15 protein-coding genes are annotated in these 22,723 nt (G+C 48.8%); 11 read left to right on the forward strand and 4 right to left on the reverse strand.

The features are described from left to right. Positions 1-60 precede the first annotated feature (60 nt). Positions 61-783, forward strand: coding sequence for a PIN domain-containing protein (locus Q0418_RS02415; RefSeq protein WP_298481948.1), 723 nt, complete (start codon positions 61-63; stop codon positions 781-783). 96 nt (positions 784-879) lie between these two features. Here the strand turns inward: Q0418_RS02415 and Q0418_RS02420 are convergent, their stop codons facing one another. Both Q0418_RS02420 and rpmB read right to left on the reverse strand, forming a co-directional pair. Further along, positions 880-2,067, reverse strand: a complete 1,188-nt coding sequence (locus tag Q0418_RS02420; RefSeq protein ID WP_298481949.1) for an enhanced serine sensitivity protein SseB C-terminal domain-containing protein — start codon at positions 2,065-2,067, stop codon at positions 880-882. 268 nt (positions 2,068-2,335) lie between these two features. Then, positions 2,336-2,521: a 50S ribosomal protein L28 gene (rpmB, locus tag Q0418_RS02425; protein ID WP_295218744.1), complete on the reverse strand. Its 186-nt coding sequence runs from the start codon at positions 2,519-2,521 to the stop codon at positions 2,336-2,338. Positions 2,522-2,904: 383 nt separating this feature from the next. Here rpmB and Q0418_RS02430 point away from each other — a divergent pair, with 383 nt between their 5' ends. The 8 genes from Q0418_RS02430 to metA all read left to right on the forward strand — a co-directional run bounded on the left by Q0418_RS02430 (position 2,905) and on the right by metA (position 9,026). Continuing rightward, a complete protein-coding gene (locus tag Q0418_RS02430) occupies positions 2,905-3,582 on the forward strand; it encodes a site-2 protease family protein (RefSeq protein WP_298481950.1) in 678 nt (225 codons plus the stop codon). Positions 3,583-3,586: 4 nt separating this feature from the next. Continuing rightward, positions 3,587-4,330, forward strand: a complete 744-nt coding sequence (locus tag Q0418_RS02435) for a ScpA family protein (protein WP_298481951.1) — start codon at positions 3,587-3,589, stop codon at positions 4,328-4,330. Positions 4,331-4,347: 17 nt separating this feature from the next. Then, positions 4,348-4,929 carry an SMC-Scp complex subunit ScpB gene (gene scpB, locus Q0418_RS02440; protein WP_298481952.1) on the forward strand — a complete coding sequence of 194 codons (582 nt, stop codon included), beginning with the start codon at positions 4,348-4,350 and terminating at the stop codon, positions 4,927-4,929. Positions 4,930-4,944: 15 nt separating this feature from the next. After that, positions 4,945-5,607, forward strand: coding sequence for a hypothetical protein (locus Q0418_RS02445; RefSeq protein WP_298481953.1), 663 nt, complete (start codon positions 4,945-4,947; stop codon positions 5,605-5,607). Positions 5,608-5,621: 14 nt separating this feature from the next. Further along, positions 5,622-6,038 (forward strand): GerW family sporulation protein, encoded by a 417-nt coding sequence (gene ytfJ / locus Q0418_RS02450; protein ID WP_298481954.1) that lies wholly within the window; start codon positions 5,622-5,624, stop codon positions 6,036-6,038. A gap of 63 nt (positions 6,039-6,101) precedes the next feature. Beyond that, positions 6,102-7,262, forward strand: coding sequence for a D-alanyl-D-alanine carboxypeptidase family protein (locus Q0418_RS02455; RefSeq protein WP_298481955.1), 1,161 nt, complete (start codon positions 6,102-6,104; stop codon positions 7,260-7,262). A 17-nt stretch (positions 7,263-7,279) separates the two neighbouring features. Beyond that, positions 7,280-8,041, forward strand: a complete 762-nt coding sequence (locus tag Q0418_RS02460; RefSeq protein ID WP_298481956.1) for a pseudouridine synthase — start codon at positions 7,280-7,282, stop codon at positions 8,039-8,041. A 37-nt stretch (positions 8,042-8,078) separates the two neighbouring features. Next, positions 8,079-9,026 carry a homoserine O-succinyltransferase gene (metA, locus tag Q0418_RS02465; RefSeq protein ID WP_298481957.1) on the forward strand — a complete coding sequence of 316 codons (948 nt, stop codon included), beginning with the start codon at positions 8,079-8,081 and terminating at the stop codon, positions 9,024-9,026. 82 nt (positions 9,027-9,108) lie between these two features. On the opposite strand, the gene Q0418_RS02470 is transcribed toward metA, so the two are convergent. Beyond that, complete coding sequence (locus Q0418_RS02470) at positions 9,109-10,350, reverse strand: permease (protein WP_298481958.1); 1,242 nt, start codon at positions 10,348-10,350, stop codon at positions 9,109-9,111. Positions 10,351-10,816: 466 nt separating this feature from the next. Here Q0418_RS02470 and Q0418_RS02475 point away from each other — a divergent pair, with 466 nt between their 5' ends. Beyond that, positions 10,817-13,177, forward strand: a complete 2,361-nt coding sequence (locus Q0418_RS02475) for a leucine-rich repeat protein (protein ID WP_298481959.1) — start codon at positions 10,817-10,819, stop codon at positions 13,175-13,177. Positions 13,178-13,396: 219 nt separating this feature from the next. Here Q0418_RS02475 and Q0418_RS02480 read toward each other — a convergent pair whose 3' ends face one another. Further along, positions 13,397-20,011 carry a leucine-rich repeat domain-containing protein gene (locus Q0418_RS02480; RefSeq protein WP_298481960.1) on the reverse strand — a complete coding sequence of 2,205 codons (6,615 nt, stop codon included), beginning with the start codon at positions 20,009-20,011 and terminating at the stop codon, positions 13,397-13,399. Positions 20,012-20,413: 402 nt separating this feature from the next. Here Q0418_RS02480 and Q0418_RS02485 point away from each other — a divergent pair, with 402 nt between their 5' ends. Further along, the gene (locus tag Q0418_RS02485; RefSeq protein ID WP_298481961.1) at positions 20,414-22,507 is read left to right on the forward strand and encodes a leucine-rich repeat protein; all 2,094 of its coding nucleotides are present in this window, start codon (positions 20,414-20,416) and stop codon (positions 22,505-22,507) included. Positions 22,508-22,723 lie beyond the last annotated feature (216 nt).

The raw sequence follows: 22,723 nt of genomic DNA on the forward strand, positions 1-22,723 counted from the left end.
CGCATCGGGCGTTCTCTTTTTTTATATGTATTACCATAAGAAATGCCGCAGGAGGAAATGATGGCAATTTACCTGATTGATTATGAGAATGTATATATTGAGGGTCTGACGGGGTTGGAACGGCTGAAAAAGACAGATGAAGTCGTGATTTTCTATACGCAGAACCGCTGCGGTCTGACCTTCGAACTCCATCGCCGCCTGATCTCCTGCCGTGCGTCTCTGCGTCTGATGGAGGTCACAGCCCTTTCCACCCGGAAAAATACGGTGAAGAATGCATTGGATCTTCAGCTTTCCATGTACATTGGCTACCTGGTGGGCAGCCGTCCCAAGGAACCGCTGTATATCATCAGCAAAGACACAGACTTCGACCTGGATCTGACGTTTTTTGCCCAGTATTTGCAGGATGGCGGTGCGTCCTTGTCCATCTGTGCCACCATTGAGAATGCTCTTGATGGTGTCCCTGCGGTGAATACGGCGCAGATGCTGGAGGAGGCCGCCAAAGAGCCTGTGCAGGAGGAACAACCTGCATCCGCTGCCAAAAAGAAAAGCGGTGCTGTTGTGGTATTCCCAAAGGCACTCCAGGCACGTGTAAAGGAACTGCTGGGGACAGAGGACAAGCAGTCGGTCAATCGCATCTGTGCGATTCTGACGGCGTCTGAGGATCTTCTGTCGCTGAATAATCTGCTGTCGAGATATTATCACGATGGAAAACAGGTGAAGGAAATCTATCATAAGCTGAAGCCGTCTTTTACTGCTCTACGGGAACTGACCGCAGAACAGTGATTATAAAATTTTGTTATGAGATAGACTCTGACAGTAAAAAACCGCCTTCCGGGATACCGGAGGCGGTTATCTTTTTATGAAATGTGCAGTGCGGTGTTACGCTTCATAGAACGGAACTTTTCCTTCGATGGCTTTCTGGCCAAGGGGTGAGTTCACTGGCGCAACAGCACAGGGACTGTTATATTTTTTTGCGATTTCTGCTGTAGTGTCTGCAATTGTACGGATATCTGCATTCGGTGCCAGATCCAGAACGATCACATAACCGTCCGTACCATTTGCCTTGACGCCGTTCAGATAGGCAGTCTTCACTTCCGGAATGTCCGCAAAGTGATCCTTTAGTTCGCTGACCATGTCCATGGGAATATTTTTCAGATCCTGGATCACCAGCTGCGGCTGGATCGCAATTGCCTGTTCCTTGCTGAAAGACAGTCCCATGGTGAACGGATCCAGAACGATTCCGGCAGCAGTGCTGCGCTGATCGGACAGCATGGCGGTGTAGTTCGCCATCGTCATTGGAACAGCCTTGCAAGAGGGTGCGCCCACCCATTTTTGCAGTTCCGGGAGACTGGTGAACAAGGGCATGTACTTTTTGTCATCATGGTTGATCATGATGAACTCAGCCTGTGCGCTGACTTTTTCACCGGCTTTTGCGGTTTTCGGCAGTTCCATGAGTACAGGAGCTACAAAGCGTGCCTTGCGCATTGCTTCGAACAATTCATTCTGCGCCTTCATGGAATTTTCTTCTTTCAGCTTGTTGGCAGCGATGATGATTTCTGAGTTTGTGATTTTTTCAGCGCCGAACAGTGCTGTGATAGAATGGTTCGTATTTGCCTGGGGCTGATTCAGCTGAATGCCCTTCATTTCTGCCATTTTGTTGCGCTGGAGAACAATATTTGTCTCAGCCGGGTTGATCACGATGCCGCGGATGTCGATATTCTGCTTCAACAGAAGGTCACAGTACTGGTCGAATGTGATCACCATGGTTTCTGCTTCCGGGTCATTTTTCCATTTCAAAAATTCCAGCCAATCTGTAAAAGCCGGGAAGAACTTTGCGCCATCCTTGTTGGAAACTGCCATCAGGGAAGCCTGGAGCTGACGCTGACCATTTTCATCCGGTTCGACCTCGTCGAGGGAAGTGCGCAGAGAGATCGGCGCAATAAAGGATGCTTCTTTGATTGCGTCCAGCATTGCTTGTTCTGTCTGTTTGTTTTGCTGCTGTTTAAACTCCGCCATTGCGGCAACCAGAGTTGGGTTTTTGATCGTGGGTTTTTTCAGTTGTGCCAATTTGGTTCACCTCATCCAAAAATTATCGCCCGGAAATGGTACTGCGCCGTTTGCTTCGCAGATATTTACAGGGATATTGTTAGTATACCACATCCCGTAAAAAAAAGCAAGGGAATTTTCACAAAAAATCCCGAGACATTTTGAAAGGCTTTGAAAGGGCTTGGGAGAATTCCGGGTAAAGGGGCATGATTTATGCCCGAAACAGAAAAAACCGGAAAACAACAGCTTTCTGCCGTCATTTTCCGGTGATTTTTCATGTAAACAGACCTTACGCACGTTCTACTTTGCCGGAGCGCAGGCATCTGGAGCAAACGTACATATGACAAGGAGTTCCCTTCACAATCGCTTTTACACGCTTTACGTTCGGCTTCCATGTTCTGTTCGAGCGTCTGTGGGAGTGAGAAACCTTGATACCGAAGGTAACACCCTTTCCGCAAATTTCACATTTAGCCATCCTACTGCACCTCCTTACACGAGCTTGCATGCCAGACTGTCCCTCTGGGCAGTCCGCAAACTAACATATCTATTCTATCAGATTTTCCCGAAAAATGCAAGCCTTTTCTTCGAATCTTTCGAATATTTTTTCAAAATGCTGAAATCTTAAAATTATTTCGCTTAAAACTCTAACAGATCGATATAGTGCATGATCTGATTTTTCTTTTTATGGAATATAATTGGGCTTAGGGATAGGCTTTTTTCAGGAAAAGAAAAACAAAATTGAAAATTTTAAGGGATGTATCAAAATAGACTTGAAATTCGGGGCGCAATCATGTATAATAGTATCCATATCATTATTTCAATACGGATGCGGCACGAACCGCAGAAAGGAAGGCCTGCATGGGAATTTTCAGCAGCTTTTTACATTTGGATCGTTATACCATTCTGGCACGTGTTGTTATCATTTTGCTGATACTGCCGCTCCACGAGTTTGCCCACGGCTGGGTTGCCCGGAAGTGCGGCGATGACACCGCAGAAGCAAGCGGCCGCCTGACGCTGAATCCCGTTGCACACCTGGATCCCTTCGGCTCTGTTCTTCTGCTTCTGACCGGCTTCGGCTGGGCGAAGCCAGTTCCCATTAACCCGGCACGGATGAACAATCCCCGGCGTGGTATCATCTGGACATCCCTTGCCGGTCCCCTTTCCAATTTGCTGGCAGCATTTGTGGGTGTTATCGCACTCCAGATCCTTTTTCCGTTTTATGCCGCAAGCGACAGCATGATACTGACTGCATTGTATTATTTCTTCTCCGGCTTTATTTCGGTGAATATCTGTCTTGCCGTATTCAATCTGATTCCCGTTCCGCCTCTGGACGGTTCCAAGGTGCTGATGATGCTGTTGCCCTATCAGAAATCCATGTGGATCCAGCAGCACCAGCAGATCCTGTCTATTGTGCTCTGGGTATTGATCCTGGTGGGTGTACTGAGCATCCCCATCAGTTGGATCTCCAATTGGATCATCGAATTCTTCCTTTGGACGACGAACTGGATCGGAACACTGGTTCAGATGGTGATGTAACTCAATGCAGACGATTTCATTTAAGCTGGAGGTATTTGAGGGACCCATGGACTTGCTCCTGAGCCTGATCTCCAAGCATAAGCTGAATATTTACGATATTGAGATCTCCAGCCTGTTGGAGCAATATCTGGCGTATATGGACCAGTGCCGGGAACAGGATCTGGAACTGGCTGGCGAGTTTCTGGAAATGGCGGCACGGCTGATCTACATTAAGACAGCGTCCCTTTTGCCGCGTCCGGAAGAGGCGCAGAAGGAAAAGCAAGCGCTCCAGGGTGCGCTGATTGAGTATGCGCTCTGCAAACAGGCGGCGCAGCTTCTGGCGCAGCGGTTTGTAGGCGGACAGGTTTTTGTTCGGAAGCCCATGCCTGTGGAAGTGTCTTCGGCATATGCCAGATCACATCTGCCCTGTGTGCTTTTGGACACCTGGAATGCCATGGGGCAGAAGCGTTTTGCACCTCAGGACAATGCCCGGGATCGGCTCCAGCGTGTGGTGAGCCAGCCTGTCGTTTCTGTGATGTCCAAGGTGGCGTATGTGATGCGAAAGGTGTATCACAACGAGCACGTCTATTTCGGCGAGATCTACGCAGACGTCCGGGAACGCTCCGCACGGGTGGCTCTGTTTTTGGCGGTGCTGGAATTGACCAAGCACGGGCGCATCGGCATCAGTGAGGACGGTACGTATCTTTATCGGCGGACAGACCGCCCGAAGAAGATAAGGAACCGTGTTCCGGCTGTGCCGGAAGAATAAATGACAGGAATGGGGGCATGATGATGGAAGGAAACACCAGATCGCCGCTTTGTATTACCTTAGAAGCGGTTTTGTTTGCCAGTGGTGAGCCGGTGACGGTAACTCGTCTGGCACAGGCATGTGAAGGAAGCGAAAGTGCTGTCGCAGCCGCCTTGAAGCAGCTGGCACTGTGGTATGATGAACAGAACAGTGCCATTTGTGTGCAGCAGCTGGGGGATTCCTGGCAGATGTGCACCCGCCCGGAATTTGCCCCGGCAATCCAGCGGGCAGTGGAGACGAAGAAACAGGCACCTCTTTCGGCGGCAGCCATGGAGGTACTGACCATTGTGGCGTATAACCAGCCGGTGAGCAAGGGCTTTGTGGAGCATGTCCGTGGCGTGGACAGCAGCTCGGTGGTGAATACCCTGGTGGAAAAGGAACTTCTCATGGAAGCAGGCCGCCTGGAAGTGCCGGGACGTCCTATTGCCTATGCCACAACTCCCCATTTTCTCCGCTGCTTCGGGCTGAATTCCTTGGAAGAACTGCCGCCGCTTCCCATTCTGGCGGCGGAAACACAGTCGGAATCGGAAGAGGAGACGCAGGAAGCAGCAGAGCCGTAAAGGAGGGACATGCCCATGATCGGATGGCTGATCGCATCAGGGATCGTGCTGTTGCTGCTGGGACTGCTCCTTTCGCCGCTTGTGATGGCAGTGGAGCATGATGATTCCCAGGGGCGTTCTTTCTGGAAGCTTTCCTGGCTGGGAATCTCCCTGTGCTCCAGCGAAAAAAACGGCTTGTTTCAGCGTTTGTCCAGGGAAAAGCCAGAGAAACGCAAGAAAAATGAAAAGCCGAAAAAAGCGGAAAAATCGAAGTCCCGTACACCAAAGCAGTATTGGGAGATATTTCGGGATGTGACAGGCATCCTGTCCCGTCCTCTGCGTCTGCTTTGGAAGGGAATCTCTCTCCGGGGACTTGAGATCATGGTGCAGGTGGGGCGTTTTGATGCCAAAGAATGCGCCGTGGCGTATGGCATGACCAATGCCATGGTTTATACATCCCTGGGCGTGCTGCAAAGTACCATGCGTGTGAAGGTGCGCCGGGTTTCCGTTCAGTGCGCCTTTGGGCAGGAGAAAAGCCAATGGATTGTCCGAGGAAAGGCACAGTTTTGCCCTCTGGCAGCAGTGGCGGCATTGCTCAGCTTTGCCATAGGATATCTCATGGGGCAGCAACGAAAAGATGCACCGCCGCAAGCAATACAGCAGAAGAAACAGCCTGCCCGAACAGGGGCAGAGAAATAAAGGAGGCAGCAATTATGCAGGAAAAACGTCAGATTCAGGATCTCATGGGTGTTACCATGGAAAAAATGAGAGAAATGGTGGATGTACAGACCATTATCGGCGATCCCATTGTGGTTTCGGATAAGGTGACCATTATCCCGGTATCCAAGGTGTCCTACGGCTTTGCTTCGGGTGGCTCGGATCTCCCGGCGAAGTCCAACCCGAAGGATCTCTTCGGCGGCGGTGCAGGTGCCGGCGTATCCATCCAGCCTGTGGCATTTCTGGTGGTGCAGGAGGACGGCGTGCGTCTGCTGCAAATGGACGAAGCAGGGGATGCACTGAGCAGCGCCATTCGTTCCGTGCCGGAAGTGGTAGACCGTATCAGCGGTCTTGTCAAAAAAGGCGGCAAAAAGGAAAAGGAAAGCGCCATCTCCGACGAACAAGAAAACTGAGCCATATTTGCCGCTGAAACTGCATATTCTATTTTAGTTTAATGCAGAGGAGTGCGTAGCAATATGCGGCAATGGATGAAAAAATGGATGGGAACCGTGCTGGCAGTATGTCTGACTGTGACCGGCTGCCCGAAGATCTCTGCGGCGGCAGAAGTTTCTGTCTCGGCACAGTCCTGTATCCTGATGGAGGCAGTGACGGGGGAGATCCTGTACGAAAAGCAGGCGTATGAACAGCGTCCCATGGCAAGTACCACGAAGATCATGTCCACATTGCTTTGTATTGAAAGCGGAGATCTGGACACGGAATTTGTAGTGGATACCGATGCCATCCACGTGGAAGGTTCGTCTATGGGTCTGGTGGAGGGTGACATTGTGACAAAGCGTGCCCTCTGTTATGGGATGCTTCTGCCATCGGGGAACGATGCCGCCGGTGCGGCTGCGGTGAAAATTGCTGGCAGTTACGAAGCTTTTGCCGATCTCATGAACGCAAAGGCACAGGAATTGGGCATGACCCAGACCCACTTTGTCACGCCGTCGGGATTGCACGATGACGACCACTATTCCACGGCATATGATATGGCAATCCTGACCGCAGCGGCATTGCAAAATGAGATTTTCCGGGAAATATGCGGACAGCCACAGGCGCAGGTTTGCTTCGGCAATCCGCCCTATGAGCGGTGGCTCACCAATTCCAATAAGCTGCTGACCATGGATGAAACTGTGATCGGCGTGAAAACCGGATTTACGGATGAAGCCGGACGCTGTCTGGTTTCCGCATGTGAACGCAATGGGATCACGCTGATCTGCGTGACGCTGAACGACAAAAACGACTGGGACGACCACCTGTCACTGTACGATTATGGCTTTTCGCAGGTACAGCCCACAGAGGTGACTATGCCCCAGGACTGGCAGCTGTCTGTGGCTGGCGGCGAAACGCAGAGCGTCTCTGTTCAGGCAGAGGGGACTCTGACGGTAGGGACACGGGACGGTGCTGCGCCGGAGCTGGAATATCAGCTGGAGACAGAGCCGTTTCTGTATGCACCGGTGACAGCCGGACAGCGTGTGGGAACCTGGACTGCTCTGCTGAATGGCAGGGAAGTGGCAAATGGTTCTCTCTGCGCAGTGCAGGATGCGGCGTATCGTACTGCTGCGCCCGAAGCGGAGGAAAAGCCGTCTCTGCCGCTGCAGATTTGGAAGAAAATCAAAAAATGCTTTATAGCTTAACATAACAGGAGAAAGATGTGGAAAAGATTCGAATTCAAAAATTACTGGCAGATGCCGGATATTGTTCCCGGCGCAAGGCGGAAGCGCTGATCTCTGCTGGAAAAGTAAAAGTCAATGGACATCCGGTGAAATTGGGTGATAAAGCCACGCTTGCCGATCTGATCACAGTAAGCGGTGAGCGTGTGTACCTGCCCCGGAAGAAACAGTATCGCTATCTGATGCTGTATAAGCCACGGGGTTACGTGACGACCACTTCAGATGAACTGGATCGCCGCTGTGTTATGGATCTGCTGGAAGACGTGGAAGAACGTGTTTATCCGATAGGACGGCTGGATAAGGACTCAGAAGGTCTGCTGCTGCTGACTAACGACGGCACATTTGCCAATGGCATTATGCACCCCAGCCGTCATATCAGTAAAACCTATCGTGTTACGGTGCGTCCGGATGTGACAGAGGAACAGCTCATTGCCCTGTCCAGCAGTATGGAATTGGACGGCAAAATGACCCAGCCGGCAAATGTTGTAGTAAAAAGCAAGGAGCCGGGGCGCGTGGTATTGCTCATGACCATTCACGAGGGCAAGAACCGCCAGATCCGCCGTATGTGCGAATCGGTGGGACTGGAAGTAGCACGTCTGCGCCGTATCAGCATCGGTCCCGTGAAGCTGGGCATGCTGAAGCCCGGTACATACCGGGATCTGACAGCGGACGAGCTTCGTGTCCTGCGCAATGCCATGGGCAAGGGCGAGACCGTTGCACCGCAAAAATCTAGAAGAAAATAAATAAGCCAAATACAGGTCTTGAGAGGAGGACAAGCAGATGCCGATTTGTATTTCGCCGGATTTGCCGGCGTATCGTATTCTGGCAGAAGAAAATATATTTGTGATGGATATTGATCGTGCAGCACATCAGGATATCCGTCCGCTGCGTGTGCTGGTGCTCAATCTCATGCCGAAAAAAATCGAAACGGAGTGCCAGTTCCTGCGCTTGCTGAGCAACACGCCGCTTCAGGTAGACATTGAGTTTCTGCATGTATCCAGCCATATCAGTAAAAACACATCCCAGAATCATCTGGCAACGTTTTATCGTACATTTTCCGAGATCCAGGATCAGTATTATGACGGTTGCATCATTACTGGTGCGCCGGTAGAACATCTGGAATTCGAGGATGTGGACTATTGGCAGGAGATCTGCACCATTATGGAGTGGACAAAGCACCATGTATTTTCCACCATGCATATCTGCTGGGCGGCACTTGCCGGGCTGCATTATCACTTCGGCATCCCGAAGTACAACCTGCCCCAGAAAATGTTTGGTGTATTTCCCCAGCATGTGCTGGAACCAAGATGTCAGCTGCTGCGTGGATTCAATGACGTGTTCAACGCACCCCATTCCCGTCATGCAGAGGTGCACCGGGAGGATATTGAAAAGGTGCCCCAGCTGCGTATCCTGACGGAATCGGAGTTGTCCGGCGTGCATATTGTGGCGAACAATAACGGCAGGCAGTATTTCATCACGGGACATTCGGAATATGACCGGGATACCCTGAAAGGGGAGTATTTCCGGGATGCGGAAAAGGGATTGGATATTGCTGTGCCCTACAATTATTTCCCGGATGACGCCCCCACAAAGGAACCTCATTTCAGCTGGGGATGCAGTGCCAATCTGCTGTTTTCCAACTGGCTGAACCACTGCGTATACCAGCTGACGCCTTACGATCTGACTTCCTTAGAGGTCTATAACTGGGACTGGGAAGCCGGACTGTAATAGATAAAAAAACCGCCTGCATCGGAGAGCCGAGGTGCAGGCGTTTTTTTTGCTATGTGATTCACCGGAGTGGTGAATTATTTTAGAGATATGTCAGGAACTGAGAAGCCAGAACCACGGCAATCAGCGCAATGGGATAAGTTGCTGCATAGGCAGAAGCAACGTTGGAAGTACCAGTTACGTTGATCAGAGCACCCAGCGCCGGTGTACTCGTCATACCGCCGCAGAGAGAACCCAGGTTGTTGAACAGGCTCATCTTCAGAACAAACTTTGCAATGATGAAGCCCAGGATCAGCGGAACCAGTGTCATCAGTGCGCCGTATACGAACAGCATCGGACCGAATTCGGAAAGGGTGGAGACGAACTCACGACCGCCGTCAACGCCGGCACCTACCAGGAACAGGATCAGACCCAGCTCCTGGAAGATGGAAACTACATGCTCGTTCACCTTCAGGCTCAGCTTGCCGATTCTGCCGAAGTGACCAAAGATCAGACCCATGATCAGCGGACCACCGGTAGTACCCAGATTGAAGGACTGGTTGTTACCCAGGGGGATGTTGATGCAGCCCAGGATCAGACCAGTCACAACAGTCAGTGCAAATGCTCCCAGACCAAATTTATCCATCTCGAACAGCTTGCCCTTTACTTCTTTTTTACTGTCTTGATCACCGCTCATGAGCATTGCACGTTCCTTGTCCATATCCGCATGGAGCAGACGAGGCATGATCTGTACGAACAGTACAACGCCGATAACGCCGAAAGGATATGCAACGCCGTGACCAACTGCGATCTGGTCGTAGAATTCTGTGCCTTGCAGTGCTTCCTGTGCAGCGGCAAATGCCGGTGTACTAGTCAGCGAACCAGACAGCAGACCAACACTCATTGCGGAATTCATATCCGGTACCAGAATGGTGACCAAAGCACATGTACCTGCGCCGGACAGGATGATGATCAGTCCCAGCAGAACATAGGACTTGAAGTTCTTCACCAGATTCTTAAAGAATGTGGGACCAGCGATCAGTCCGACAGATGTCACAAACAAGATCAGACCGAGATTTTGCGTCATGCTGAAATAGGGCTTGATGCTGGTCCAGCCGCCAGCTTCACTCCATTCTGTGATGTTGTCCAGACCCAGCTGGAGGAAATGTCCTGCGACCAGAGCAACAATGAAAATTGCTGCACTGCCCAGTGTGACACCCTTGATGGAAATTTTACCGATCAGATAGCCGATGGCGATGATGCCGAAAATCATGAAAATGACGAGTGCCATTGTCTTCATGTTAAACAGGTTCACGCCAAGGACTTCGAGAAAATGGAAACTCATGAAAACCTCTCTCCTCATTGAAATAATAAACCAATATGCAGAGGGCTCTCAAAACTCTGCACATCGAGGCGGAAATCGCAGATGCAATAAAACAACGCAGATTTGTGCCAAATTGCATCTGCGGTCTCCTTAACTATACCATTATACATGATTCTTCTTTTTTTGTCAATGATGTAAGAGGGCTTTTCTCAAGAATGTATAAAAATGATAGAAATCCCCATGTTTACGAGGCTTTTCAAGGGAAAAGTGACAAAAAGCATAGGAGAAGAAGGAGACGCATATCGTTTTCTCTCTCAGAAGGAATGAAAGGGTTTATGCCGTAACACGTTCTGTATTATTATGCCTGATATTGTGCAAGATTAATAAATTCTTAGTTCAATATTGACAATCCAGGTGCAATATGCTATAATAAAAAAAGATAGAAAAAGAAAAATATGGGAATTGGGCAGATTAGGAGGCGTTTTTGATGAAACGGAAAGCAATACAAAAACTCACCGGACTGCTCACGGCTGCATGTATGCTTTTTGCGCAGACACTTAGCAGTTCAAGCATTTTGGCTGCCGGAACTTTACCGGAAAAAGCAACCGATGACTTAGCCGACACGCAGATGATCGAAATCGAATCGTCTGAACTGGCAGAATCACCGATTCCCATTTACGGTGCATCCTCTGCCGTAAGTGCGGACAAAACCACATATGAGGAGGATTGTTATGCTTCATATGCGGGATATCATGCACTGGACAGCGATCAGCAGAAGATCTACAACAAACTAAAAGAAGCGGCACATACCTTTTATACAGGAACAGACGATGCCCAGTCTATCACCTATAGCGGTGGCAGTATGGCATATTTTGCCGCCGCTTCTAATTCGTCCTCCGCACTGACTGCGGAGGATATTGCGGAAGTCGTTTCTATGTTCCGAAGCGACAATCCGATTTACTTTTTCGTGGGCAGTTATATGCTTTACAGCACGACAACAAGTTTTTCGGGCACGACTTATATCAATAAAGTTTACGTTTCCTGCATGGAAGAATATACAGACGGCACAGTGCGTCAGGAAGAACGGGCAGTGCTGGAAAATACGATTTCTGCGGTGCAGGACAGCATGACAGACTGTACTACCGCTCTGGAATATGCAACAGCGGCGCATGACTGGATCTCAGATACCATTACATATGCCTACGATGAAAGCGGAAATCCAGAGGAATCCATGACGGCGCATAGTATTATCGGTGTATTTGATCCTGCCTATGACCGTGCTGTATGCGAGGGCTACGCTAAGGCGTTTCAGCTGCTGCTTAATGCAGTGGGTGTGGAGAATTATTACGTCGTTGGTCTGGGAAATGGCGGCGGTCACGCATGGAATATGGCACGGATGGATGATGGATTTTTCTATTATTTTGATGTTACCTGGGATGATTCTGCTAAGACGAATGCATACTTTGCTGCCGGTGAGACTTCTTTTTCGAAAGAACACACAGCATTCACCATAGATCAGACTTCCTGGCAGTTTCTGTATGATCTGCCGGATGTCCCGGAAAATGCATATACCGGTGCAGTGGGAACAGTATACACAGAGGGAGATTTTGTGTATGCATTGTTTGATACATATGCAGCTGTGACAGAGTATACTGGGTCTGCGGAATCGGTTTTAGTGCCGGAAACTGTAAATGGACTTCCGGTAACGCAGATCAAAGGTGCCTTTGCAGAGCACTCCAATTTGCAGGAAGTACAGTTACCATCCTCTGTTACTGTGATCTCCTATGGTGCGCAGGGCGTTGGTGCTTTTGAGAATTGTGCTTCGCTGAAATATCTGACTATATCATCACAGCTGGAACGGGTGGAATGGAACGCCTTTGCCGCTTGTACGGCTCTGGAAGTTGTAACGCTTCCGGCATCTGCCTCTCAGATCGGTGCCCGGGCTTTTTATGGTTGTTATAGCTTGAGACAGCTTCTCATTTATGCTCCGGCATGTAAACTGGTCTCTTCGTCATCTGTTTATACAGATACGATCATATATGGATATACGGATTCTACGGCGAAGTCTTATGCGGAAAAGTATAGCCGCAACTTTCTGGAACTAGAGGCAGCCGCTACTGAAACAACAGATACTTCTGTGACCTCAGAAACTACAGTTTCTGACATCAGTTCCAGCACAAGCTCCAGTACAAGCTTGAGTACAAGCTCCAGCAGCACAACCACAAGTGCTGTTACAACAGCGACACAGTCAGTTACAACGACAACAACTGCTTCTACAACACCGACAACTACAACAACAACTGCTTCTACAACACCGACGACTATGACAACAACAACTGCTTCTACAACACCGACGACTATGACAACAACAACTGCTGCAACGTTGACAACTACGACAACAACCACTGCAACTACGATAGCTGTCACGACAACCATGTCACCATCAGCGACAACTATTGCGACGACAACTACGGTGACAATGCAGCAGAGTACGCAAAGCATGACAACTGCCGCATCTGTTGTTTCTGTGCTGACAACAACGGAGAAAACTGTACCATCCGTTGTACCGGACAGCGTGGAAGAAACGGATACAACAACAGAAAGTCAGCCTGTACTGCCTGTTTTGGCGGCTGATATCAACCAGGACGGAAATTGTGCAATAAATGATCTGGTGTTTCTGAATTTATATCTGGTTCAGGATATGGAAGTTTCGCCTTCTCAGTTAGCGGCGATGGATTGTTACCATGACGGTATTGTAGATGCAAAGGATAGTACAGTTCTGCTCAAGTTCCTGGTGCGTCTGATCACAGAATTGCCAGTTGAACCAGAAATAACAGTGAACGCCTGAATAGGAAGTTGATAGAGCGTATTTACATAGAAATTATGTGTGTGAAGAAATAAGGCGATACCGTGCAAAGCCGCTAGACGCTCTTTGTGCGGTGTTGCCATAAGTATAGGGCTGCTGCACCTTTTCATTGGTGCAGCAGCCCTATTTTATCTGAAGATAACACCGCACAAAGATGCGCCGCAGATGATGGGTGAGCGGTTTTTTAGAGGTGCCCTACTGTTATTTCAGCAATTCTTCCCAGGAAACGTCTTTTCCAACAGAATGGTTTGCATAGTACAGCAGAATGTAGAAGGCGTCATCTCCGGTAATCTCGCTGTCACCGTTGATATCCAGCAGCAGCAGAAGCCACCGGTTTACAGAAGGATTCTCGTGGAACTTACAGTCTGTGGCACCGACAGATTTTTTCGCATAGTACTGGAGCACCAGAAAGGCGTCATCGCCGTTTACAACATTATCCAGATTTGCATCACCCCGCATCTTTGGCAACACATTTCCTGTTGTTGTCGTACTGGAAGTGGACGTTGTACTAGTAGCGGTTGTTGTGTTGGAAGTTGTGCTGGTTGTAGAAGATTGTGTCGTGGTCGAGGTTGTGGTTGTAGTTGTAGTTGTGGTTTCTGTGGTGACTGTCGTGGTTTCTGTGGTTGTGACTGTTTCGGTGAACGTTGTTTCAGAAGTGGTTTCAGTACTGGTTTCGGAACTGGTTGTGGGATCGGTGTCAGAAGTGGTAGTGGTAATTGTCGTTGTTGTCAGCGTCAATGAAGCTCTTGTGCGGCTTGTTGTAGTGGCTTCGGTTGTTGTTGTACTTTGTGTGAAAGTCATGGTCTGTTTGGTGCGGCGTGTCGTTGTGGTAGTTGTCATTGTTGTTGCAGAGGTAGTACTTGTTGTTGTCGTTGTTTCTGTTGTGGTGGTTGTGGTTGTAGTTTCTGTTGAAGTTGTTGTAGTAGTGGTAGTGGAAGAAGTTGTGGTAGTCGTTGTTGTGGCGGAAGAAGACGAGGTGGTGGTTTCGGTCGTAGTCGTCAGTGTCGTTGCTTCTGTTGAGGTTGTGGTAGTTTGAGTTGTTGTAGAGGTTGTCGTAGATGATGTTGTTTCTGATGTTGTGGGAATGGTTGTGGTGGTTGTTGTGGCAGTTGTCGTTGTTGTGGAGGTTGTGGTCGTTTCCGTTGTCGTTGTTGTCGAAGTTGTCGTTGAAGTTGTGGTTGTTGTAGTAGTGGTAGTTAGCTGTGTTGTGGCGGTAGTTTCTTTTGGGTTTGCATGGAATGTAACAGAACTTCTGGCACCGTGATAATTTGCAGTGTCTTCAGGAGTGAATATCCATGTCAGCGTATTGTCGCCGGCTGACAGGGTCTCAGATGTACCTTCTGCCCAGGTTAGCGTCCCGGGTGTGCATCCGTCTGCTGCTTTCAGTTCCGGCAGAGGATCGCCTTCCGTATAAACTGCATCTTCGTCAAAACGAACTATGATTTTTGGCGTAGCACGCTCAATCTGAAATGCAGCTTCACAGGTGCCGCTCCAGACCTGGGAACCGGAGGCTGTTATGAGAACAGTAGCTGTCCCGGCATTGATGTTATTCTGATAGGAAATGGTATAATCCTGACCCAGACGGAGTCGCATACCGCAGAGTGTCACTGTGACGTTGGGGGTCAGAGGAGAACCGGTGTAATACAAAGGCGTGTTTCCGGTTTCTACACGAACAATTGCTGCATCCATAGGCACAGTTTCCATGCCCACGGAGAAAATTGGCGTTACATTTGCATTGCCTGTATCATAGGAGTAAGTGATATCCTCCAGAGGATTGCTCACAGTCAGATCCGTTCCATTCCATTCGGCATTTTTCCAGCCTGAAGCAAGCGCCGGATCGAAGTTCTCCCAGTCCGAAACAGAGATGTGCAGGCTGTGGTTTTCCCCCAACTCCGGTGTGACAAGTGCATGACAATTGTCCAGTTGGCAGGTGCTCAGCTGTGCATAGGGGGACAGCCGCAGTGCCAGAAGCGGATTGTTCCCTGCGTTCAGTTCTGTCAGCTGGTGCAGTGACGAAAGTTCCAGGGACGCCAATCGGTTTTCCGAGCAGTCCAGCACACTCAGTGCGGTCAGTCTGGAAATGTCCAGTGTTTTTAACAGATTGTTTTTACAGTTCAGCTGGGTCAGAGCTTCTGCTCTCACCGTCAAAGATTCCAGTACGTTGTCACTGCAATCCAGCAGCAATAATCCGGGTGTACGAGAGAGATCCAGGCTTGTCAGTCCATTCCTGCCGCAGGACAGTTCGGTCAGGATCGGATTTGACAGCTGTAATTCTGTCAGCTGATTTGCACTGCAATCCAGTATTTCCAGTTCCTGCAATGCAGTGGTATTCAGGTATGTCAGCAGGTTATCATTGCACCACAGTTTTGTGAGCATGGTCTGAGCAGAAACATCCAACTGAGTCAGCTGGTTGGAGGAGCAGTCCAGTTCGGTCAAAGCAGTCAGATCAGACAGGTTCAGTGCACTCAGCTGATTGCCGCTGCAATTGAGAGAAGTAAGCTGAGAGAGCAGCATGCCGTCCAGACTGGTCAATAGATTATCGGCACAATTCAGTTCTGTCAGCTGTGTAAAATATGTGACACCTGTGAGATCGGCAATTCCCAATCCGGACACATCCAGCGTAGTCACGGCGTCTATTTCAGAAACTGCCAGAAGCCCATCTCCGTTGATATCCAGATGAGATGAAACGTAACTGCGGAACTGTGCATCCGGAAATGTTGATACATCAATGGAAATGGTATCCTCTTCTACCAGCTGTGCCAGCAGAGTGAAGGTCACTGTCCGTTCGGGATCGTCAGTATCGACCTGATACTGATAGGTCACTGCTGTGCCCATGTTCTGAATAGACAATACTGTGCCGTCACAGACAGCATTGCTCCAGGAATCCGGTGCCACACGTTTCGGATCAAAGAAATCCGGGAGCGCCGTGAGATCAAATTGTGAAATTGCCTTTACCGGAATGAAACAGATGTTTCCGCTGGCATTCAGAGAAGTGAGAGATGTTAAACCAGTGACATCCAGAGCGATCAGCTGATTGTTCTGACACTGTAGTTTTTGCAGACTGGAGAGATCGGACACATCCAGAGAAGTCAGCATATTGCTCCCGCATTCCAGATATTCCAGCGCAGAAAGTCCTGTCAGCTGCAATTCAGACAGCATGTTGTCATAGCAGTACAGATATTGCAGGGATCCCAGTCCGGAAACATGCAGTTCCTTCAGCAGATTTGCCTCACAGGAAAGATAGGTCAGGGAAGGCAACGCTGAGACGTTCAGAGCAGTCAGATTGTTATAAGCGCAGAACACCTTCTGTAGGTTGTCCGATTGGGGAAGATACAGTCTCTCCAGGGCATTTTCGGAACAGTTCAGTTCTTTCAGACGGGGCAGATTTACGACAGACAGTGTGGTCAGCTGATTGGAGGAACAGTCCAGCCGTTCCAGTGCAGTCAAATATTCAACACCAGTCAGGTCGAAAATGCCCATGCCTGCTGCATCGATGACGTTTATGTTGTTCAGTTCTGTCTGGGAGAAATACCAGTCGTTTTCGATATCGTATTTTTTCTGTATATAGGCACGGAATACGGGGTCAGGAAAGTGGGCTTCATCAATAGGAATGCTTGTTTCCTCTGTGATACTCTGAGGGATCAGCGTAAAGGTGACTGCACTTTCCGGATCGCCTGCAACAGCAAGGTAAGAGTATGTCACATTCCCAGAGCCGGTGATATACAGATTGTCGTGATCAGCATATGCATTTGTCCAACTGCCTTCCATAACACGATCCACATCAAATTGTCCCGGCAGTTCCGAAAAGCGGATGCGGTTCAGTGAATCCGGATAAACCGCATACTTATTGGATTTTGCAGAAATCATCATACCGGCATGGGTTTCGTCCAGGTTCAGAGAAGTGAGCTGGTTGCCGGAACAATACAGCGTCTGCAATTCCGGCAGTGCCGAAAGATCCAGCGCAGTTAGTTTGTTGGTGGCACATTGCAGATACGTTAGAAGGGGATTTTGTGAGACATCCAGATCGGTCAGCTGATTGCTGGCACAGACCAGCTTTTTCAGTGAAGAAAGGGAGGAGATATCCAGTGCCGTCAGCCGATTCTGAGAACAGTTGATCTCTGTCAGATCGAAGAGACCATTCAGCTCCAGTGACTCCAGAGAATTCATGGTGCAGATCAGCCGTGTCAGCAAAGGCGAAGCAGAAAAATCCAGTGCTGTCAGCTTGTTCTGGCTGCATTGCAGTTCCAGAAGTGCAGATAGGGAAGTAATATCCAATTCCGTGAGACTGTTGGAATTGCAATTCAGTGTTTCCAGGGAAGTAAGGTCTGTCAAGGTCAGTGTTTTCAGTGCATTCCAGGAGCAGTTCAGCGTTTTCAGCTTTGTCAGCCCTGTCAGATCCAACTCTGTCAGATTGTTGTTGGAACAGTCCAGTTCGGTCAGCTCTGTGCAATAGCGGATACCTGTGAGATTCCATATATTTTTGGAGGCAAGCGGTAATGTGATAATTGCCTGGATCTCCTGCCGACTGAAATATCCGTCATTGTTGGTGTCGTACGCAGCGAGCTCCTGCCGGAATACATCATCCGGAAAGTTTTCGCTGTCGATCGCTAGAGGAATCTCAGAAGGTGACAGGATAAACTGTGCTTGCATCGTCTGAGTTTGGTTGACATAATATGCATATGTCACCGGGCTGCTGGGATCTTCTACAAAAAGCTGTGTACCGGAAAGAACAGCGTTTGTCCAGCTGTCCGGCACGACCTGGTTCATATCAAATTCTTCGGGCATGGTGCCGAGATCAAATATTCCGTTGACATAGACAGAAATTTCCGTCACATTATTCTCTGCGGACAAACTGCCGCTGCTAATCTTTGTATCAGAAACATCCAGGGCAGACAGAAGATTCTGACCGCACAGCAGTGTTTCCAGCTGTGTTTGCCCGGAGAGATCCAGTGCAGTCAAACGGTTGTTCTGACAGCTGAGATATGTCAGGGATGAAGGCTGAGGCAATGTCAAAGAAGTCATGGCATTGCCGTCACAGGTGAGGGATTTCAAATAGCCCATACCGGAAATATCCAGAGATGACAGCTGGTTTCCGCTGCAATCCAGAGTATCCAGGTATGTGAAGGCGGAAATACCTGTGAGCTCCGTAATTCCCTTATTGTTCAGGGAGAGGGATGTCACTGCCTTGATTTCTTCCAGGGAAAAATAGCCGTTTCCGTCTGAATCATAGTCCGAGAGTGCGCTTCGCAAAGCGGCGTCCGGAAAGTTCGTCTCGCTGATTTCCAGATATTTTGTTGTGTCAGCATCCAGCACCAGGGTGAACCGTACCAGTCGGGTGTCATCTGCCGTGTCGATCCGGTAAGCGTAGGTTACCGGAGAAGCGGCATCCAGAATATACAGCGTGTCCGGTTCTTCGTCCAGAATGACGCCGTTCAGCAGCGTTGTCTGATCAATCCGTCCGGTATCCAGTTCCGGGATCTGTGTCAAATCATAAGTATACAAGCCGCCGTTTCCAGGGACGGGAGAGATGGTTCGTTGGTTGTTGTTGCAGGTAAGCGTTTCCAGCAAAGAGAGTCCGCTTATATCCAATGCTGTCAACTGGTTGTTGTCGCAGGTCAGCGTTTCCAGCAAAGAGAGTCCGCTTACATCCAATGCTGTCAACTGGTTGTTGTCGCAGTGCAGTGTTTTCAGTGCAGACAGTGCCGTGAGATTCAGATCTGTCAGCTGATTGGCGGAACAGTTCAGCTCAGACAATGCTGTCAGTCCATCGGTATTCAGTTCGGTCAGCTGGTTGGAGGCGCAATCCAGAGAAGCCAGCTGGGCGAGTTCGGTCAGCTGTAGGTCGTCTAGTTGATTTCCGGCGCAGTTCAAAGAAGTCAGATCAGTCAGAACCGAAACGTCCAGAGATTTCAGCTGATTGTTTGAACAGTTCAATGTTGATAGTCCGGAAAGTACGTCAGTCGTCAGTGTTTCCAGCAGATTGCCGGAACAATCCAGCGATGTCAGACCGGATGCGGAACTTAGATCCAGTTCTTCTATCTGATTGGTTGCGCAGTTCAGGGTTTTCAGTGCAGAGTTGTCAGGAAACGTCAGTGCTGTCAGTTGGTTTTCAGCACAGTTCAAGGAGGAGAGTGCTGTCAGTTCTGTGATATCCAGAGAAGAAAGTGTATTGGAACTGCAATCCAGTGTTTCCAATGCAGTACAGCTGGTCAGCGTCAGCGAGGACAGCTGGTTTCCGGCACAGTTCAGTGTTTTCAGCGCAGTCTGACCGGACAAGTCCAGGGATGACAGTCCGCAATCCTGACAGCTCAGGATCATGAAAAAGGGAATGAGCTGGCTGGGCAGGATCAGCGTTTCCAGAAATGGGTTCTCATCACACATGATCGACATGAGCATGGAGAGCCCGGACAGATCCAGGCTTGTCAGCTGGTTCCCGGAACAGGTCAGGAGCATCAGCCGTGGCAGACCAGATACATCCAGCGTATCCAGCGTGTTATAGGAACAATTCAGTGTAGTCAGAGAAGTGAATACAGAAATACCCGTCAGATCGGCGATCTCCATACCGCTGATATTCATTGTCGTCACATCGGCTATCTCAGACTGTGACAAGACCTGATCTTTTTCTCCCATTGCATCTGCTTTGTCGATTTCTTCGGCGATGTAATTTCGGAAATTATCATCCGGAAAATTGTCGGCGTTGATCGCAATTCCGCCGTCTGTCTCTGCGGCAGCAGAAATCGGGATGGTACCCATCAATAGCAGTGACGCCAGAACCAGGCTGATGATACGCCGCAAAACGTATTTTCGTTGTTTCATAGTAAACTCCTTTATTTGCTTTCGGCGTTTTGCCAGGAAAAGCACAGCTTTACACAAAAGATTTATACACTTTGATTATATCATGTTCCACAAAAAAAGTCAATTGATATTTTCCAGAGATTTTCCATTTTTTTAATGGTTTGCGTGTACATATCATGATTTTCCGGCGTTGTTCTGTCTGATGTCATGGTTTCTCTGCGAAGATGTCACTTTTTTCCTGATCATAAATACTTTCAAAATGAACAGAATGAGGAATAAATGGCTCTGCTTCCTCAAAAATGGATGCATTTGACAGAAAGCGCCTTTCGGTGATTTTTTACAAAAAGGTATTGACAAAAGGAATAAAATAGATTATAATGTAAGAAATATTATGTGTTTTCAATCACTGAAAGGGGTTATCTTATGAGATCAACATGGAGAAAAACCATTGCCGGGCTGACGGCTGCTGCTTTGCTCATTCCCAGCTGTATCAGTACTGCTTATGCTGAACCGATTGCTGTGACTGACGCAGACTTGACTGTGGAGATGCCGGTTCTGGACGAGCCGCTGCCGGGTGATGTTGTTGATGCACAGATCGACGCTTCCATTGCTGCGGCTGCGCCTCAGGCGGAAATGCCGATCGTGGACGGTGCATCCAATGAAGCTGTCGTACAGGCAGGCGATTTGTCAGAAGACGGTACTTTTTATTACAAAATAGTCGCACAGAAAGCCCATATCACCGGCTGTGTAGAAGGTGTGACAGATCTTGTGATTCCCGATACGATCGTTGAAACAGACGAGGACGGCGAAACAACAGAATATCCGGTTACATTCATTGCAGCTGAGGCGTTTTATGGCAATCAGGAAATTACATCTGTGAGCTTGCCGGAATCTCTGGTGGGCATCGGTGCCAGCGCTTTCTGTGCCTGCACAGGCTTGACCGAGGTAGTCATTCCGGACAGTGTTTCCTCTATTAACGCCAGCGCATTTTGCATGTGCTCTTCTTTGAAATCTGTGAAGCTGCCGGCAAGCTTGTATTTTGTTGGCGATGATGTATTTGCATATTGCACTTCCCTGGAATCTGTTACCATTCCTGGCGCACTGACGTCCATGGGTACGACTATGTTCTCTAATTGCAGCAATCTGACTACAGTTGTGATGGAAGAGGGCGTAGAAGCAGTCGGTGCAAATACGTTCTATGGCTGCACCAATTTGACGAATATCCAGTTCCCGGAATCTTCTTTGAAAAGAATTCTTGCAAATGCGTTCAGCTATTCTGGTCTTACTTCTATTGATTTGCCGGATAGTGTCAACAGCATTGCAAGCGGCGCATTCAGCCATTGTCAGAATATGAAATCTGTACGGCTTCCTGCCGGCATTACTTCTATCCGAAAAGACACATTCTCTTACTGTGGACTGGAAAGCGTAGAGATCCCGGCGAATATCACTGCAATCAAATCCGGTGTATTTGCATATTGCACACAGCTGAAATCTGTTACACTGCCGGAAACACTGACAGAACTGGCAGATATCGCTTTTTATGGCTGTACTTCACTGGAGAGCATCACACTCCCGGACAGCCTGACTTCCATCAGCGACAGCTTGTTCTATCGCTGCACCAGCCTTTCTGAGGTGAATTACGGCGCCAATATGACGAAGATCGGAAACTCTTCGTTCTATGGCTGTACAGCTTTGACTGATATTACCATTCCGGATACAGTAACTACCATTGGTGAAAGTGCTTTTGCAGAATGCACCGGCGTGACTTCTCTGCATGTCAGTGATTCTGTAACATCCCTTGGAAAATGGGTGTTCTATAACGATTCTGATCTCAAAAACATTACCATTGGTTCTGGCATGTCGAAGCTGGATAACTATATGTTTTATCGCTGCACAGGACTGGAATCCATTCAGATTCCGGATACAGTGCATGACATCGGACAGTTCGCATTCGGCGGCTGTACTTCTCTGAAGGAAGTAATCCTGCCGGAAACTCTGGAAACCATCGGAAAAAATGCTTTTGTCAGCTGTAGTGTTCTGGAAGACATCACTGTTCCGAAGAATGTTTATCTGATCGATACAGGTGCTTTTGGCTACGATGCTGTAGAGGATAGTCTGGTGAAAAATGATGTGATCACCATTACTGGTTATACCGGTACTGCTGCGCAGGATTTTGCAACTGCCAACGATATTCCGTTCATTGCACTGGATTCACCGACAACAGATACGACAACTGCTACAACAGAAGGTACTGATACGACTGAGACAACTGAGACGACTGCATCTGGTACGAACGGTCCCACAAAGCTGGTTTATGGTGACGTGAACCTGGACGGACGAATCGACATTTCAGACTCTGTTCTTCTCAGCAAAGCTGCCGCTGGTTCCGTAAAGCTGAGCGAAGCCGCACAGCTCAATGCCGACTGTAATGCAAACGGTGAGATGGGAACGGATGATGCCATTGTTCTGCTGAAGTTCCTGGTATCTATCATTAAGTCGCTTCCGTCGACAGACTAATTTTGCTTTCTTGATACTCATTTGATTTCTTCTAAAGCAAACACGGCATTGCTCCCGGGCAGTGCCGTGTTTGTTTCTGCAAATCATTTTTACGCAGTTTTTCGGGAGGGTAACCATTGATTTAGGGAAGCACTGATTAAATCTGGTGCGCAGATTGCGCAGTCAGATTTTTCATCAGATGAAACAAAAAGCGCAGTGAATACTTTGTGTATTCAC

Source organism: uncultured Ruminococcus sp. (assembly GCF_937915125.1).
Taxonomy (GTDB): Bacteria; Bacillota; Clostridia; order Oscillospirales; family Ruminococcaceae; genus Ruminococcus_C.

Bases quoted from the DNA above. Each gene is read 5' to 3' on its own strand.
- Q0418_RS02430 (WP_298481950.1), top strand. From the start codon at position 2,905: ATGGGAATTTTCAGCAGCTTTTTACATTTGGATCGTTATACCATTCTG.
- scpB (WP_298481952.1), top strand. From the start codon at position 4,348: ATGATGATGGAAGGAAACACCAGATCGCCGCTTTGTATTACCTTAGAA.
- metA (WP_298481957.1), top strand. From the start codon at position 8,079: ATGCCGATTTGTATTTCGCCGGATTTGCCGGCGTATCGTATTCTGGCA.
- ytfJ (WP_298481954.1), top strand. From the start codon at position 5,622: ATGCAGGAAAAACGTCAGATTCAGGATCTCATGGGTGTTACCATGGAA.
- Q0418_RS02470 (WP_298481958.1), bottom strand. From the start codon at position 10,350: ATGAGTTTCCATTTTCTCGAAGTCCTTGGCGTGAACCTGTTTAACATG.
- Q0418_RS02415 (WP_298481948.1), top strand. From the start codon at position 61: ATGGCAATTTACCTGATTGATTATGAGAATGTATATATTGAGGGTCTG.
- Q0418_RS02455 (WP_298481955.1), top strand. From the start codon at position 6,102: ATGCGGCAATGGATGAAAAAATGGATGGGAACCGTGCTGGCAGTATGT.
- rpmB (WP_295218744.1), bottom strand. From the start codon at position 2,521: ATGGCTAAATGTGAAATTTGCGGAAAGGGTGTTACCTTCGGTATCAAG.
- Q0418_RS02475 (WP_298481959.1), top strand. From the start codon at position 10,817: ATGAAACGGAAAGCAATACAAAAACTCACCGGACTGCTCACGGCTGCA.
- Q0418_RS02485 (WP_298481961.1), top strand. From the start codon at position 20,414: ATGAGATCAACATGGAGAAAAACCATTGCCGGGCTGACGGCTGCTGCT.
- Q0418_RS02435 (WP_298481951.1), top strand. From the start codon at position 3,587: ATGCAGACGATTTCATTTAAGCTGGAGGTATTTGAGGGACCCATGGAC.
- Q0418_RS02480 (WP_298481960.1), bottom strand. From the start codon at position 20,011: ATGAAACAACGAAAATACGTTTTGCGGCGTATCATCAGCCTGGTTCTG.
- Q0418_RS02445 (WP_298481953.1), top strand. From the start codon at position 4,945: ATGATCGGATGGCTGATCGCATCAGGGATCGTGCTGTTGCTGCTGGGA.